Genomic DNA, 15,362 nt, shown 5'->3' with positions numbered 1-15,362 from the left:
TTGCACCAGAGGAGGAAGAACCAAACATGGCTACAATCAAACAATACGAAACAAAAAAGGGTAAATTCTGGTACTATAAAGCATACTTGGGCATTGATCCTTCAACCGGCAAACAAGTTGCTACTACAAAACGTGGATTCAAGACAAAAAAAGAAGCGCAACTCGCATTGAGTCGGCTTCAGGTAGATTATGAAAAAAATGGATTAAACAAGCCAGCAGCCAGTCAGACCTTCCAAGAAATTTTTGATTTATGGAAAGAGAACTTCAAATTGACTGTAAAGGAAAGTACCTATTGTAAAGCTATCAGTCAATATGAAGTGCATACTCTACCTGTCTTTGGCAAAAAAAAGATTGATGAAATTACTGTAACTGATATTCAAAAGTTTGCCAATGATAAGGTTAAGACAAAGAAAAAATACCGTGACTTTATCACCGATATATCTCGAATTTTTGAGTATGCAATGCAATTAGGACTTGTAACTGATAATCCTACCAAGCGAATCATCATACCCAAAAGGAAACAAGACGTTACCGAAGAACGTATCAAAAACTACTACACGAAAGACGAACTACAATTATTTCTAGATTGCTGCAAAGAACAAGAGTCGCCTAAGATATACGCCTTCTTCCAGTTGCTATCTGCTTCTGGTTGCCGTCAAGGGGAATTACTGGGCCTAGAATGGCGCTTTGTTGATTTCAAAGAAGAATGTATCCATATCAATCAAACGCTGGCTAGAGGCGAAAATAGACGCTTATATATTGAACAGCCAAAAACAAAACACTCTAAGCGAACTGTTAGCCTAGATCATGAAACCATGAAAGTTCTTAGAATGTGGAAAAAGGAACAAGCTGCTACCTATCTTCAATTAGGTATTAATACGAACCGGAAAGACCAGCTTGTATTTCCAAATGTAGAAAACAGCTTTATTCAATTGTCTAAGCCTCGAACTTGGATGTTAAGAGTTATGAGGAACAACAACCTAAGAATAATCACAATCCACGGGTTCCGACACACACACGCTACTTTATTATTAGAAGCTGGTGTCCCTGCCAAAACAATTTCAGAACGACTTGGCCATTCCACTATCCAAATTACGCATGATCTATATATACACGTAACCGAGAAAATGGAGAAAAAAACACCTCAAGTTTTCGCCTCAATCATGGCTAGAAATTGACTTGATTTTGACTTGATTTGTTTTCAATTTGTTGAAAAGTATTGATATTTCAACAGGAAAAAAAATCATAAAACAGCGGTATTATAGGAAAATGACAGGCTCTGATTCATTAAAACAATCCCTGTACTCTCCTTTCTATCAACGTTTTCAGCACTTTTGACCGAAATGTCAGAAGTGCTTTTTTTGGCTTTGGGGGTAAGTTTGGGGTAGAAAAGCTACAAGAACCTTAATAAAAAAACGCACTCTTGACTCACGCCCTTCCTATCAAACCCTCCCAGTTCCGTTCTGGCTAAAAATACCGTAAACTAAACTTAGGTGATGACGATGAACTATTTGAAGAAAACACTATTAAATACTTGGGAATTTCTCCGCAATACGCAAGCCTACTTCCGGGATGTCTTGCTGATGCACGGCTTTATTTTATTTGGTTTGCTCCCCTTACTTTCAAGTTCCACAAAATTTATCCTTAAGCGGGGAAATATTTCTTATTTATCAAATGAAAATATCGGCGAAATCTTGACGCAACACCCTGCTGTGGCGCTGTTATTGGGATTGACGCTACTGTTTATTTTGTTGGCAGTATTTTTCGAATTTACCTTTTTACTTTTAAGCGTCTACTTTATTCAACAAAAAGAAGCGGTCTCCCTCAAGCAATTATTGAAAATGACCTTGCTTCAAATGAAGAAAATTCGTCCCTCCGTCATTCTTTTCTTTATTTTTTATTTTCTGCTAGTACTTCCCATCGGTGGCTTGAATTTCAATTCTGACCTGCTTAGTCGGATTAAGTTACCCGCCTTTATCATGGACTTTATTTTTACCAATCGACTCTGGGTTGTTTCTGCCTTTATTTTAGGTTACTTGATTTTGGTTTATTTAGGCATTCGGGTGATTTTTGCTTTGCCGGAAATGATTTTACGGGACCGGTCCTTTGGGGCTGCGGTAAAAGAAAGCTGGGAAGTCACCCAGCGACGTTTTTTCTCAATCATCGGTCGCTTTTTATTCATTATCGGTAGTATTTTGTTGATAACAACTGCTGGTACCACCTTGGTCATTGCCTTGCAAGCAGGGGTTGAGCATTTTTTGCCTGACCAAGCCTTGAATACCGCTATCTTTGCTATGACCTTTTTGCAATTTTTCTTCCTATTAAACTTGGTGCTTTCGACAGTGGGGATTTTCGCGATTATTGTTGATTACATGGCAGATGAAGGCTTTTTGCCGGCGATTCCCAAATGGTTTTATCGTGAACCATTGAAACCTGTTTCCCACCGCCATCTGAAAAACTCTTTAATGGTGGCTTTGGCAATCTTCTTTGGTATCGGGGTCAGCATTTACAATATGAATTATTTAACCAACATGAGCCAAAAAATCCCTATCACAGCATCCCATCGAGGCGTTTCTGATAAAAACGGGGTCCAAAACAGTCTGCAAGCACTGACAGCGACCCACAACCATTATCATCCTGATTATATCGAAATGGACGTGCAACTGACCAAAGACAAGCAGTTTTTGGTCGCCCATGACTTTAATCTAGCCCGGCTTACTGGTCAAGCCCTACGTCCTGAAGAGGCAACCCTAGCGGAGTCGTTAGCTTTGACCGTCACCGAAAATGGGAAACAAGCCCCTCTCGTTAGTTTTGATGATTACTTAGCGACAGCTGAAACCCTCCAACAAAAACTAATTGTCGAAATCAAGCTCAAAAAAGCTGATCCAGTAGAAATTGCAACTCTTTTTGTCAATCGCTACGGGTCTCGCCTCCAAGCAGATGGTAGTCTGGTTCAAAGCCTTTCTTACCCAGTGGTTGAAGAAGTCAAAACCCTTACTCCAAACCTAACTGTCGGATATACCTTGCCATTTAACATCGTGGGTCCCCCAGTTACCAAAGCCGACTTCTTGACTATGGAATACAGTACCATCAATCGCAATTTTATTGAATCTGCCGAAAATGATGGCAAACAAGTTTTTGTTTGGACCCCAAATAGTGAAGATGACATTAGTCGGATGATGTTTTACGGGGTGGACGGTATTATCACCGATTCCATGGCAACTCTCAATCGTGTCATTGAGCAACGTCAGGATCAGACGACTTATTCTGATAAACTCCTTAATTTTGTCATCGGAATTGGCTAGTTACATCAGTTGTTATCTATTAGAAGTAAAAAATAGCTAAAAAAATGCACAAAAAAATAATCCAGCAGCGATTCCTGTTTTTTCGCTGCTGGATTTTTTGATTGTCTAGCCTACCAATGCAATACCGATTTGCTGTTGGACGTCTTCGTATCTGACCAACATCCGATGCTGGTACTCGATGACTTTCGCGCGGTCTGTTCGGTGGCAATCCTCCACTGTAATCACGACCGTGTTGGTATAAGCATGTTCCACCGTGCCTACCACCTCGTTAGTCAGTCCAATCGGTTTGCATATGTAGGATTTTCCAATTTCTACGTGTTCCATTTAGCGTTCCTCCGTGTTGTTTTATTTGTACATATAATAACAGAAAAAAATAGACTTGAAAACGTTTTTCACAATTTTTTTTAATTTTTATTTAGCTATTACGACGATATCCCCTACTTTTTAATTATCTTTATTAGATTTGTCTGTTTTTTTCTTACTGAATGATAATTTTAAGGGACTTATGAAGGTGAACTTGAGCGATTCTTCATTTTTAATTGATTAAACCCACCTTATTACATTAGCTATTTCTGGAGTTATTTATTACGTCATCAAACCATGGTGTCATTTATCTTTCTTACAATACCTGATTTAACGGGAAAAAGAACTGTTCTAACGATAGAAATAATTAATTTTATCTTATCGATTGCAAAATGATTACTGATTTCTTTGCTATTTTTAATTTATCATGATATATTAAAATAGTCGGTGAAACCACTAACGAAATAAACTAATGAAAGCAGGTGAACAGATGACATTTACTGAAACTGAATTGACGTATCGAGTAGCTTTTGATACAAAGAGCAATCGCTTCATGGCAATCAATGCCCACGATGAAACCCACATCGCTTATGGTGTGACCATCGAGGAAGCTGTACGTAACTTGCGCGCTTAATCAAAAAGGAGCCTAAAAGTGAAAACCGTAGAAGCGAAAATCCATTAAATTCGTCTGTCAGCTCTTACTGATGGACGAATTTTTGTTTACATAGCCTCAAACAGCGAAATTCTTTACCAGTTACTGAGAATTCTCTATAATAAGGGATAGAAAAGGAGATGTCTTATTATGGAATTATTCAGAAAAATATTTGGAGAGTTTATCGGGACTTTTATGTTAGTCTTCGTTGGTACCGGTGTGGTTGTCTTGGTCAATCCTGATCCACTAACAATTGGTTTAGCCTTTGGTCTGACCGTTACCCTGATGGATTACGCTATCGGCCACGGTGGTTTGTCAGATGGTCACTTCAACCCCGCAGTTACAGTAGCGATGGCCATCAATGATCGGGTCCCTGTCAAAGATGGCTTATTCTACATCTTAGCTCAATTGGTGGGTGCCGTCTGTGCTTCGGCTTGTGTTGGTGTTTTAGGTAATGCTTTAGGTGTCCCTGCTGGTTCTTATGGTCAAACAGACTTCACCAACATCAACGCTGGTATGGCTTTTGCTTTTGAAGCATTGATTACGTTCTTATTCATTTTTGTGATCTTGATGGTTACAAGTAAAAAATACGGTAGCAAACAAATGGCTTCCATTGCTATCGGTGCCGCTCTTGGTCTTTTGATCATCTTGGCATCCAACTTAACCGGTGGCTCATTGAACCCTGCTCGTAGCTTTGGTCCAGCAATCTTCGCCGGTGGTACTGCCCTTTCTCACTACTGGGTATTCTTGTTTGCCCCACTAGTTGGTGCCATTGTCGCTGCTTTCATTGCCAAATTCATGGGTAGTGAAGAAGGCTTAACTGAAGACGACGACTAATTCATCAGAACAATCCACAACACGCAAACCAAAAGCTTATCTTCCTTTTAAAGAATGGGAAGATAAGCTTTTTTATGACCCCCTTTTTAAGCTTAAGCTGCTAATTAGACGAAAGCCAAGATGTAGAAAGTATCACAAATCTTGTTTACACCTAAAAGCCAGCAAACGAGATATTGGAGTCTAGTTGACAAGTCTTGTATAATAAACGTACGGCTTTAGCCAATAAACCATGAGGAGTGAAAAATCATGGAAGAATTCGAAGGGGTTCTCGTCAAAACGGCCCTACTTCAAGAAAAACCCATCATGCTTTCATTAATGCGCTTGAAAAATGATGAAGATGCCCTCGACTGCGTCATTCGTGATCGTTTTTTATCTGCATATATCTTTCGACTCCCTGTCGATAAATATACCATCCACGTCACTGGTCGCCGCAACAAACGCAATCAGTTGCTAGTCAAACATATGACGATTCTCAATGTGGATGATTACATCAAAGTCATCGGGACACCAGAAGGATAAGGGCTCGCTAGCTATCGCAACAGGAGAGCTGAAAAAGACCACTTCTCGCCAAGTATTTCACGGCTAGAAGTGGTCTGTTTTATGCGATTGGTTTAAAGACGATCGTTTAATTCTTTTCCAAGTTCTTCAAAACCAGGTTTGCCAAGAAGAGCAAACATGTTTTTCTTGTAAGCTTCGACCCCTGGTTGGTCAAATGGATTGACTCCATTTAAGTAACCGGAAATCCCGATAGCAATTTCAAAGAAGTACATAACATACCCCAGTGTGTAAGCATCCATTTCAGGAATAGTTACCAATAAGTTTGGTACATCCCCATCTGTGTGGGCCAAGAGAACACCTTGGTAAGCTTTGGTGTTGACGAAATCAACATCTTTGCCTTGGAGATAGCCCAAACCATCCAAATCGGTATCTTGGACTGGAATTTTCACGTTTTTGCGAGGTTTTTCAACTTTCACAACCGTTTCGAAAATATTACGACGACCTTCTTGGATATATTGTCCAAGGGAGTGTAAGTCAGTAGAGAAGTTGGCACTAGATGGGTAAATGCCTTTTTGGTCCTTCCCTTCTGATTCGCCACACAATTGTTTCCACCATTCAGAGAAATATTGCATGCCTGGTTCGTAGTTGATCAATAATTCGGTGACTTTGCCTTTGCGGTATAAGATGTTACGCATAGCTGCATATTGGTAGGCTTCGTTTTCTTCCAATTTATCTGAAGAATATTCTTTGGAAGCATCTGCAGCCCCTTGCATCAAGGCATCGATATCAGCCCCACTAGCAGCGATTGGCAACAAACCGACAGCAGTCAAGACGGAGAAGCGGCCGCCGACATCGTCAGGAATCACGAATGTTTCCCAATTGTTGGCATCGGCTTCCACCTTCACTGCACCACGGGCTTTATCTGTAGTAGCGTAAATCCGTTTGTTGGCTTCTGCTTCACCGTATTTGTTGATGAGCATTTCTTTGAAGACCCGGAAAGCAATTGCTGGTTCCGTTGTTGTCCCAGATTTTGAAATGACGTTGACAGAGAAATCCCGGTCGCCAATCACTTCAATCAAATCAGCCAAATAAGTGGATGAAATGGAATTACCGGCAAAGAAGATTTGCGTTTTCTTTTCTTCCCGGTTCATGTAGTTGTAGAAAGTATGATTCAAAAAGTCAATCGCAGCTCGGGCACCGAGATAAGAACCACCGATCCCGATGACTACCAATACTTCTGAATCTGATTGGATTTTTTTGGCGGCTTCCTTGATACGAGCAAATTCTTCTTTGTCATAGTTGGTTGGAAGGTCCACCCACCCGATGTAGTCTGAACCTGCGCCAGTCCCATTACGCAACATTTCGTGAGCTGCTGTCACTTGGCTTTGCATATAGCTGAGTTCATGTTCATTGACAAAAGGTGCCACTTTGGAGTGGTCAAATGTAATGTGTGCCATTCTTGTTCCTCCTTCAATTGTGTGACTGTCGCCTGAGCAAAGGAAACTGTTTCACTCAACCCACAGTCAAGATTAACATTTCGTTACATCTACTACTTTACGGTTTTCAAGGCTTTTTTTCAAGCAGTAACTGTTGTGAAAAAGCTATCATGACGGGAAAAAAGTAAATCCTCTGAAAACCTGTCCGTAAAGGCCGAACAAGCCACAGAGGATTTTCGAAACAGGATGATTACGAAAGGAAAACTTGTTTTTTTATCCTAGACAAGACCTTGACTGAGCATCGCTTCTGATACTCGTGCAAACCCAGCGATATTGGCTCCCAACATATAGTTGTTTTCCGCGCCATTTTCTTTGGCGGTATCTCGGCAAGTTTCATAAATATTTTTCATGATATCATTTAGACGATTGTCCACTTCTTCTTTGGTCCAAGTCAACCGTTGGGAATTTTGGCTCATTTCCAAAGCTGAAACCGCCACGCCGCCAGCATTGGCCGCTTTCCCTGGGCAATAATGGACGCCGGCATCGATGAAATATTCCGCCGCGGCTAAGTTACAAGGCATATTGGCTCCTTCAGCTACGACTTTGACCCCGTTTGTTACCAATTGCTTAGCTTGTTCCAAATCGATTTCATTTTGGGTGGCACAAGGAAGCGCAATATCAGCTTTCACATTTTGGTCCCATACTGAGCCCTCGATATAGGTAGCCGTTGGTTTAGCTTCTTGATAAGCACTTAGGCGTTCTCTTTTAACTTCTTTGATTTCTTTCAAAAGGGCTAAGTCAATGCCGGCTTCATCAATGATACAACCGGTAGAATCCGAGCAGGTAATCGCCTTTGCTCCCAGTTGTTGCAGTTTTTCGATGGCATAAATGGCGACATTTCCTGAACCAGAAACCATCACTTGTTTGCCTTCAAAGCTATCCTTGTTGTATGCTAACAGGTGATTGACGAAATAAACGCAGCCATAACCGGTAGCTTCCGTCCGCGCAAGACTGCCCCAAAAACTTAGTGGTTTACCAGTCAAAACGCCCGCATCGTATTCCCGCAATCGTTTATACTGACCATAAAGGTAGCCGATTTCCCGACCGCCAACTCCGATATCTCCTGCTGGTACGTCCAAGTTGGGCCCGATATGTTTGGCAAGCTCCGTCATGAAGCTTTGACAAAAACGCATGATTTCCGCATCTGACTTGCCTTTCGGATCAAAATCAGAGCCGCCCTTCCCACCACCGATAGGCAGGCCGGTTAACGCATTTTTGAAAACTTGTTCAAAAGCTAAAAATTTCAAAATCGATAAGTTCACACTGGGATGAAAGCGCAAGCCACCTTTGTAAGGACCTAAGGCAGAGTTAAATTGGATCCGATAGCCGCGATTGACTTGCCAGGTTCCTTGATCATCTTGCCAAGGAACCCGAAATTGAATGAACCGCTCTGGCTCAGTCAGCACCGCTAGTAGATTATGTGCTTCAATCTCAGGATGTTTTTCCAAATAAGGGGTCACTGTGGATAGAAATTCATCCATGGCTTGCAAAAATTCGGCTTGGTTGGCGTCTTTCTCGTGTAAAGCAGCGCCAATGGTCTTTACATAGTCTTGTGCTGTCATAAATCATCCTCCAATATCCTTTATTGTCCAAAAGTTACTTCTCCATTTTAGCAGATTTGCTAGCTCCTGTGGTTAAATCTACAGAAAATTTCGTCTATTCATCTAAAAAAATCCTAATCTTTTCATTAAAGGACGTGTCAACATGCATAAAAATTACGATGTGATCGTAGTGGGTGCCGGTCCAGCCGGCTTAATGAGCGCGATTGCTGCCGCCGAACAAGGGGCTTCGGTACTCTTATTAGAAAAAAACAAGAAACCAGCAAAGAAACTGGCCATGACTGGTGGCAGTCGCTGCAATGTCACCAATAATCGTCCAGTGGCTGACCTTATTCAACACATCCCCGGCAATGGTCGCTTTCTCTACTCCACTTTTTCCCAGTGGAATAATCAAGATATCATGGCCTTCTTTGCTGCCAGACAAGTTGCCTTAAAAGAGGAAGATCATGGACGGATGTTTCCTGTCACGGATCGCTCCCGGACGATCATCGACACCTTAGTCACTGCTGCTAAAGATGCAGGAGTGACTATCGAAACAAATACAACCGTGGAAAAACTATTGACCGCAGCAACCGGCGAAATTCAGGGAGTCCGCAGTGCCAAAGGAGATACCCACGCCCCTTGTGTGATAATCACCACCGGCGGAATCACTTATCCTGGAACAGGTTCTACTGGGGATGGCTATCAATTTGCCAAACGCTTGGGCCATACGGTGACCCCGCTATTTGCCACCGAAGCCCCTTTGATTTCCGAAGATCCGTTTATTAAAAGCGGGGCTTTAACGGGTCTCTCTTTACAAAATGTTGCGTTATCCGTCTTGAATAAAAAAGGAAAAGCCGAAGTCACCCACCAAATGGATCTACTGTTTACCCATTTTGGCTTATCCGGCCCGGCAGCTTTGCGTTGTGCTTATTTTGTCAATCGCCAACTGCGACAAGCCCCCGGTGAAGCAGTCTTGCTACAGCTAGACTGCTTACCAGAAACTAGCCATGCCCAACTTAGCACCCAGCTTCAACAGCTCTTTCGTGACAATCGTAAATCGGTAAAAAATGCGTTGGCGCAATTGTTGCCTGACCGCCTGCTGGCCTTGTTTGTAGACCAACTTCAGCTAACCGACACACAAGCCAAACAAGTCACCGAAAAACAGCTAGATGCGCTAGTAAATCTGATAAAAACCTTTCCTATCACGATTAAGCAAACGATTGGTTTGGAGAAGGCCTTCGTGACAGCCGGTGGGATCAACCTCAAAGAAATCGATCCAAAGACGCTAGCTTCTAAGCTCGTTTCCGGATTGTTTTTTGCCGGAGAAGTCTTAGATATCAATGGCTATACTGGTGGCTACAATATCACAACTGCTTTATGTACCGGTCATGTTGCCGGACAACATGCTGCCCAGTTTGCCGGTTATTGGTAAGCCAGTTTCACCAGATCAGATTCCCCCTCAGCTTCAAGATCCGCGACCAATGCCAAAGCCAATCACCTTTTGCCTTTTTGAAATTTTAGACAGACCTTAGTCCATTCACAAAAGCCCAGCCCTTCTAAGGAGTAAATCTCATTAGGAGGACTGGGCTTTTTAGGGTTCTATTCTTCTAAATCAAGGGTTAAATCGACAAACTGACCTCTCACCAAAGTTGCCAAATCTTTTGGTGCCAGTTCCATCTGGAGTCCGCGACGTCCGGCTGAAACGATGATTGTCGCAAAGTTTTCTGCTCGGGCATCAAAAAAGGTGGGAAAAAGTTTTTTCATCCCCACAGGTGAACAACCGCCGCGGATGTAGCCCGTGGTTTCTTCCAAATCTCGCAAATGCAACATTTCGACTTTTTTATTGCCACTGGCTTTGGCGATTTTTTTGAGATCTAGCTCGCGGTTCCCAGGAATCACCGCGACGATGGGACCGGTTTTATTTCCTACTGCCACTAAGGTTTTAAATAGTTGGTCTTCGTTACGCCCCAGTTCTTCTGCGACACTATCCGCACCAAGATGGTCTTCTTGCCAGGCGTAAGTGTATTCTTGATAGGGAATCTTCTTTTGTTCGACCAAGCGAATCGCATTGGTTTTAGGTATTTTTTTCTTACTCATTTCTTTCACTTCCATTGGTTTCAATATGCATGGCGTCTAAAATCGTAACCAGCTGGTCTACGGGAATTTGCCCCGGTGCAGAAGCCTCAGCTAAGGAGCCAAAAGTCATGACCGATTGAATCAATTCACCGCTGATCCGACTTGGTTTCCCCATATCCCCCATGGAGATCAAAACTAAAGGCAAATCCACCAGTTCTCGCAATTTACTCGAGATATTCATCAGGCGCAGAACATCTTTTAAAGAATTGGGCATAACCGCGATTTTTCCCAAGTCCGCATGAAATTGCTTCATAATGCTTAACTTCAAGACCAACTCGCCATCAGCCGGCGTTTTTTCAAAATTATGATGGCTCAAAATAATGGCAATCTGTTGCTCTTTAAAAAGCTGAATAAACTTGCGTCCGAGATATTCCGCTACCTCTAACTCGATGTCCACCAAATCCAAGGCACCGCTTGCCGCTGCCGCTTCATAGAGTTCACGGTATTGCTTCAGAGTAAACTCTTGCGGCTTGCCCCCTTCTTTTTCAGTCCGGAAGGTAAACAAAAGTAATTTATCCCGCAAAATCGTCTTTAGATGAGACAACAGATTCAACACTTGAGCAAGATCCGTGACTTGATCGAATAAATCCACTCGCCATTCCACTACATCGGCTGGACTTGCTTCTGCCGCTTTGGCTTGTTGGGTAATGTCCTCAGCTGTTTTGCCAGTAAGGGGGACACAAATTTTCGGGCGTCCTACACCAAAAATGGTTTCTTTCAACTTGAATTCCATAACTAGCCTCCAAAAAAAGTTATTTGGTAACCCTTCCCACCAAAACCTGTCAGCAGGAAAGCCATTTGCTTGATCGTCGCTTAAATAGCTTATTTCTTGATTTCATAGATAAAGACTTTCAGATAATTCCCTTCAGTAAAGGCTGGATTCACTGTAAAATCCCCCGGCAATCGCTGTTCTTCCAAAAGCCGATACTTAACCTGTGCCAGTTGGAACTGCTCTTCTACACTTTTTTTAAACTTAGCGACAGATAAGTTCGCGGCATTCGTCGAGGCAATCAGTAAACCCTGATCTGCCAGTATCGACAGGCTATCTGCCACCAATTCTCCATAATTTTTTTGAACAGTAAAGACCTGTTTTTTATTCCGAGCAAAACTTGGCGGATCCAAAATGATCAGATCAAAAGTCAGGTCCTTTTTACGGGCGTAAGCAAAATAGCTAAACACATCCATCACGTGGATTTTTTGTGTCAAAGGATCGATCCCGTTGATTCGAAATTGTTCCCGTGTTTTTTCGAGACTACGCTTAGCCAAATCGACACTCGTGGTAGCCACCGCCCCACCCATCGCACTGGCGACAGAAAATGCCCCAGTGTAACTAAACATATTCAACACTCTTAGCCCACTAGCCAACCCTTCAGCCAAACGACCCCGAACCTCTTTTTGGTCTAAAAAGATTCCCGTCATTAACCCTTCATTTAAATACACCGCATAATTGACGAAGTTTTCTTGCACCAGTAAAGGCTCCGGTGCATCAGCGCCATATAGATGCTGACTTTCTGGTAAGTCTGCATGTTTAAAGCGAATTTTTTCATAAGCCCCCACCACTTCAGGAAAAACCTTTTGAAAAGCATTCACCAGTAGTTGACGCTTGTGATACAGCGTTTCGTTATACCAAGAAAACACAGCAAAGTCTTGGTATAGCTCGATAGTCAGTCCGCCGACACCATCCCCTTCACCGTTGAATAAGCGAAAAGCACTCGTCCCTTCATCTAGATAGTAAGGTTGGCGTTTTTCTTTGGCAAGAGTCATTTTTTCAACAAAAAAAGCCTCATCTAGCTCTCGTTGGCTAAAATCCAACAGCCAGCCGGCGCCTTTATTTTGTGGACTTAAGTAACCTGTCGCCAAATATTGGCCGCGACTATCTAAAAAAGTAACCCAATCTTGGGTAGTAGGTACTTGTTCTAGGTCTTCTGCTAGGATTAATGGATACCCTTGGCGAAACTTCTTCTCCGCCTTTTTCTTCACTTTACACTTCATTACTACACGTCCTTGCTCCATCAAATGGCTTCCTTTTGAGTATATCAAAAACCGCCTTATTTGTCTGTCATCTACCGAAACTAAAGAAAAGCTAAATAATGCACAAAGCCCATTGTTTCAATTGACACGCCATTTTTGGACTAGTAAAATGAAACATGATGAAATTTATGAAAACACCTTTCAATAATGCATCCATTTGAAGTAAAGGAAGGACAATTACGTGAACAAAATTAAACTACCGAAATTCGTAAATTCAAGACTGGGCTTTTTCGGCCTCTTAACCATCTTACTTTGGGTAAAAAATATTGCTGCCTATCTCACCGAATTCAAACTAGGCGTGGAGAGCTTTCAACAATACTTGATTCTCTTCATTAATCCAATCGCGACAACCATCTTTATGTTGTCCATCGCCTTATATGTCAAAGGCAAGAAATCCTCCTACATCACGATGTTGGTGATTTACTCCCTGATGACCTTGTTGCTTTTTTCAAACATTGTCTATTATCGTGAGTTTACCGATTTTATCACCATCAATACGATGTTAGGTGCGGGACAAGTTTCTAGTGGCTTAGGGGAAACTGCCATCAAGCTTTTCCGTCCCTACGATATCTTATATTGGATTGATATCATCGCTTTGGTGGTATTGTTTGCTCGCAAAAAAATCACCATGGATGAACGTCCCGTGCGCGCACGGATGGCTTTAGCAATCACAACTTTGTCGATCATGATTTTCTCTGGGAACCTTTTTATGGCGGAAGTCGATCGGCCTGAGCTTTTGACTCGGACTTTCTCCCGGGATTATTTGGTAAAATATCTGGGGATCAATGCTTTTACTGTCTATGATGGCGTGCAAACCTACCAAGCCAGCCAAGTGCGAGCTGAAGCCTCACCGACTGATATGGATGATGTTGCTAAATACGTTTCAAATCATTATGCGGCTCCTAATGATGACCTCTTCGGGATTGCAAAAGGCAAAAACGTGATTTACATCCATTTGGAAAGTACCCAACAATTTTTGATTGATTACAAATTGAAAGACGAAAATGGTGTGGAACACGAAGTCATGCCATTTATCAACAGCCTTTATCATGACAAACAAACTTTTGCCTTCGATAATTTCTATCACCAAGTCAAAGGCGGTAAAACCAGTGACGCAGAAACCTTGATGGATAATTCCTTGTTTGGCTTGAACCAAGGGGCCTTGATGACCCAATTAGGGGGCAAAAACACATTCCAATCCGCACCAAATATTCTGGAACAAACAGCAGGCTATACTTCTGCTGTCTTCCACGGCAATGACAGTACCTTTTGGAACCGCAACGAAACCTATAAACACTGGGGTTACGATTATTTCTTTAGCAAAGAATACTACGATGTCAACGAAGACAACTCCTTCCAATATGGGTTACATGACAAACCTTTCTTCCAACAATCAGTGAAGTATTTGGAACAGTTGCCTCAACCATTTTATTCGAAATTTATTGCTGTCTCTAATCATTTCCCTTATTCGGAATTTACCGATGACGAAGCTGGTTTCCCGATGGCGCAAACCGATGACGAAACCATCAACGGCTACTTTGCTACCGCTAATTACTTGGATGCCGCTGTTGAAGAATTCTTCAACTACTTGAAAGCGAGCGGCCTCTATGATAACTCGGTGATCGTACTTTATGGTGACCACTTCGGGATTTCCGAAAGCCGGAACGAATCGTTAGCCGAATTAGTAGGTAAAACCAAAGAAGACTGGAACAGCTACGACAATGCCCAAATGCAAAAAGTCCCTTATCTGATTCACATTCCTGGTCAAGAAAATGGTGGTATCAATCATACTTATGGCGGTCAAGTAGACGCTTTGCCAACCTTGATGCACTTACTAGGTGTGGATACCAAAAACTACATTATGATGGGCCAAGATTTATTATCCGCTGACCATGACCAACTGGTCGCTTTCCGAAATGGTGATTTTGTTTCTGATAAATACACCTACCACAAAGGTTCTCTCTACGACACAGCTAGTGGCAACGAAATCGTCACCGCCACTGCCCAACAACAAAAAGAAGTCGATGCCTTGAAGGAAAAAGTCAGCGCCCAGCTAGATGCTTCCGATCAGGTCAATAATGGTGACCTCTTCCGTTTCTATGATAAGAGCGGTTTGAAAGATTTAGATTACACCAAGTTCAACTACAAAGATGCCTTGGAACAACTAAAAGAAGCTGCTGCAAAAGCTGGTAATGACAACACTAGTGTCATCGCTGAAAACGGTGGGCAATCCACCGAAGACTTGTACGTCACTAAGACCTACAAAGAACTTCACGGTGACCCCTCAGTAAGCGATACAACAAAATAACTCATTTGAAATGGCTGAACCAGTTCTAGAAGCCAATCAAACCAACCCGTTAAAAGCTTAATCACTTTTAACGGGTTTTTTACGTCTTTTTCCCTAGCTTATTCATACTTTGTTCAAAATCCTAGCCTATACTAGTTATTAGTAGAAAAAGCTTTTAAAGTGGGCCAAGGGTTTGCACCCCTTGCCTGTCTTTCGCTACCTTGCAAAATTCTGATTTAAAAACCTTTCTTGACCCACCACAGCATTGCTTATACG

At 42.2% G+C, this 15,362-nt stretch carries 13 protein-coding genes; 7 read left to right on the top strand and 6 right to left on the bottom strand.

Features of this window, described 5'->3' with window-relative positions:
• Positions 1–26: 26 nt before the first annotated feature.
• On the top strand, positions 27–1,178 hold the full coding sequence (locus ACO03U_RS07380; RefSeq protein ID WP_204687537.1) for a site-specific integrase: 1,152 nt from the start codon (positions 27–29) through the stop codon (positions 1,176–1,178).
• Between the two features lie 324 nt (positions 1,179–1,502).
• On the top strand, positions 1,503–3,305 hold the full coding sequence (locus ACO03U_RS07375) for a glycerophosphoryl diester phosphodiesterase membrane domain-containing protein (protein ID WP_204687539.1): 1,803 nt from the start codon (positions 1,503–1,505) through the stop codon (positions 3,303–3,305).
• 105 nt (positions 3,306–3,410) lie between these two features.
• Here ACO03U_RS07375 and ACO03U_RS07370 read toward each other — a convergent pair whose 3' ends face one another.
• The gene (locus ACO03U_RS07370; protein WP_204687541.1) at positions 3,411–3,629 is read right to left on the bottom strand and encodes a hypothetical protein; all 219 of its coding nucleotides are present in this window, start codon (positions 3,627–3,629) and stop codon (positions 3,411–3,413) included.
• 469 nt (positions 3,630–4,098) lie between these two features.
• Between ACO03U_RS07370 and ACO03U_RS07365 the strand changes: the two genes are divergently transcribed.
• The 3 genes from ACO03U_RS07365 to ACO03U_RS07355 all read left to right on the top strand — a co-directional run bounded on the left by ACO03U_RS07365 (position 4,099) and on the right by ACO03U_RS07355 (position 5,616).
• Positions 4,099–4,242, top strand: coding sequence for a hypothetical protein (locus tag ACO03U_RS07365; protein ID WP_202625853.1), 144 nt, complete (start codon positions 4,099–4,101; stop codon positions 4,240–4,242).
• Positions 4,243–4,410: 168 nt separating this feature from the next.
• Positions 4,411–5,097 carry an MIP/aquaporin family protein gene (locus tag ACO03U_RS07360; protein WP_161869998.1) on the top strand — a complete coding sequence of 229 codons (687 nt, stop codon included), beginning with the start codon at positions 4,411–4,413 and terminating at the stop codon, positions 5,095–5,097.
• Positions 5,098–5,343: 246 nt separating this feature from the next.
• Positions 5,344–5,616, top strand: coding sequence for a hypothetical protein (locus ACO03U_RS07355; RefSeq protein ID WP_161869999.1), 273 nt, complete (start codon positions 5,344–5,346; stop codon positions 5,614–5,616).
• 92 nt (positions 5,617–5,708) lie between these two features.
• Here the strand turns inward: ACO03U_RS07355 and ACO03U_RS07350 are convergent, their stop codons facing one another.
• Both ACO03U_RS07350 and gdhA read right to left on the bottom strand, forming a co-directional pair.
• Positions 5,709–7,052, bottom strand: coding sequence for a glucose-6-phosphate isomerase (locus ACO03U_RS07350; protein ID WP_204687543.1), 1,344 nt, complete (start codon positions 7,050–7,052; stop codon positions 5,709–5,711).
• Positions 7,053–7,309: 257 nt separating this feature from the next.
• Positions 7,310–8,653 carry an NADP-specific glutamate dehydrogenase gene (gene gdhA, locus ACO03U_RS07345; protein WP_161870001.1) on the bottom strand — a complete coding sequence of 448 codons (1,344 nt, stop codon included), beginning with the start codon at positions 8,651–8,653 and terminating at the stop codon, positions 7,310–7,312.
• Positions 8,654–8,795: 142 nt separating this feature from the next.
• Between gdhA and ACO03U_RS07340 the strand changes: the two genes are divergently transcribed.
• The gene (locus tag ACO03U_RS07340; protein ID WP_204687545.1) at positions 8,796–10,064 is read left to right on the top strand and encodes a BaiN/RdsA family NAD(P)/FAD-dependent oxidoreductase; all 1,269 of its coding nucleotides are present in this window, start codon (positions 8,796–8,798) and stop codon (positions 10,062–10,064) included.
• A 167-nt stretch (positions 10,065–10,231) separates the two neighbouring features.
• Here ACO03U_RS07340 and ybaK read toward each other — a convergent pair whose 3' ends face one another.
• From ybaK to ACO03U_RS07325, 3 genes are all read right to left on the bottom strand, one after another.
• Positions 10,232–10,729, bottom strand: coding sequence for a Cys-tRNA(Pro) deacylase (gene ybaK, locus ACO03U_RS07335; RefSeq protein WP_204687547.1), 498 nt, complete (start codon positions 10,727–10,729; stop codon positions 10,232–10,234).
• Positions 10,722–11,501, bottom strand: coding sequence for a type I 3-dehydroquinate dehydratase (gene aroD / locus ACO03U_RS07330; protein WP_204687550.1), 780 nt, complete (start codon positions 11,499–11,501; stop codon positions 10,722–10,724). The genes ybaK and aroD overlap by 8 nt, the downstream gene beginning before the upstream one ends.
• Before the next feature lie 89 nt (positions 11,502–11,590).
• On the bottom strand, positions 11,591–12,760 hold the full coding sequence (locus ACO03U_RS07325) for a class I SAM-dependent rRNA methyltransferase (RefSeq protein ID WP_204687563.1): 1,170 nt from the start codon (positions 12,758–12,760) through the stop codon (positions 11,591–11,593).
• A 220-nt stretch (positions 12,761–12,980) separates the two neighbouring features.
• On the opposite strand from ACO03U_RS07325, the gene ACO03U_RS07320 reads away from it, so the two are divergent.
• Positions 12,981–15,107 (top strand): LTA synthase family protein, encoded by a 2,127-nt coding sequence (locus ACO03U_RS07320; RefSeq protein ID WP_204687552.1) that lies wholly within the window; start codon positions 12,981–12,983, stop codon positions 15,105–15,107.
• Positions 15,108–15,362 lie beyond the last annotated feature (255 nt).

Origin of the sequence: Enterococcus diestrammenae, from assembly GCF_049384045.1 — a bacterium.
Lineage (GTDB): Bacteria > Bacillota > Bacilli > Lactobacillales > Enterococcaceae > Enterococcus_C > Enterococcus_C diestrammenae.
Note: the sequence above shows the minus strand (reverse complement) of the source record. Positions and strands in the feature narration are given on the sequence as shown.

Coding starts and splice junctions, on each gene's coding strand:
- ACO03U_RS07380 (WP_204687537.1), top strand. CDS start 27: ATGGCTACAATCAAACAATACGAAACAAAAAAGGGTAAATTCTGGTAC.
- ACO03U_RS07375 (WP_204687539.1), top strand. CDS start 1,503: ATGAACTATTTGAAGAAAACACTATTAAATACTTGGGAATTTCTCCGC.
- ACO03U_RS07370 (WP_204687541.1), bottom strand. CDS start 3,629: ATGGAACACGTAGAAATTGGAAAATCCTACATATGCAAACCGATTGGA.
- ACO03U_RS07365 (WP_202625853.1), top strand. CDS start 4,099: ATGACATTTACTGAAACTGAATTGACGTATCGAGTAGCTTTTGATACA.
- ACO03U_RS07360 (WP_161869998.1), top strand. CDS start 4,411: ATGGAATTATTCAGAAAAATATTTGGAGAGTTTATCGGGACTTTTATG.
- ACO03U_RS07355 (WP_161869999.1), top strand. CDS start 5,344: ATGGAAGAATTCGAAGGGGTTCTCGTCAAAACGGCCCTACTTCAAGAA.
- ACO03U_RS07350 (WP_204687543.1), bottom strand. CDS start 7,052: ATGGCACACATTACATTTGACCACTCCAAAGTGGCACCTTTTGTCAAT.
- gdhA (WP_161870001.1), bottom strand. CDS start 8,653: ATGACAGCACAAGACTATGTAAAGACCATTGGCGCTGCTTTACACGAG.
- ACO03U_RS07340 (WP_204687545.1), top strand. CDS start 8,796: ATGCATAAAAATTACGATGTGATCGTAGTGGGTGCCGGTCCAGCCGGC.
- ybaK (WP_204687547.1), bottom strand. CDS start 10,729: ATGAGTAAGAAAAAAATACCTAAAACCAATGCGATTCGCTTGGTCGAA.
- aroD (WP_204687550.1), bottom strand. CDS start 11,501: ATGGAATTCAAGTTGAAAGAAACCATTTTTGGTGTAGGACGCCCGAAA.
- ACO03U_RS07325 (WP_204687563.1), bottom strand. CDS start 12,760: ATGAAGTGTAAAGTGAAGAAAAAGGCGGAGAAGAAGTTTCGCCAAGGG.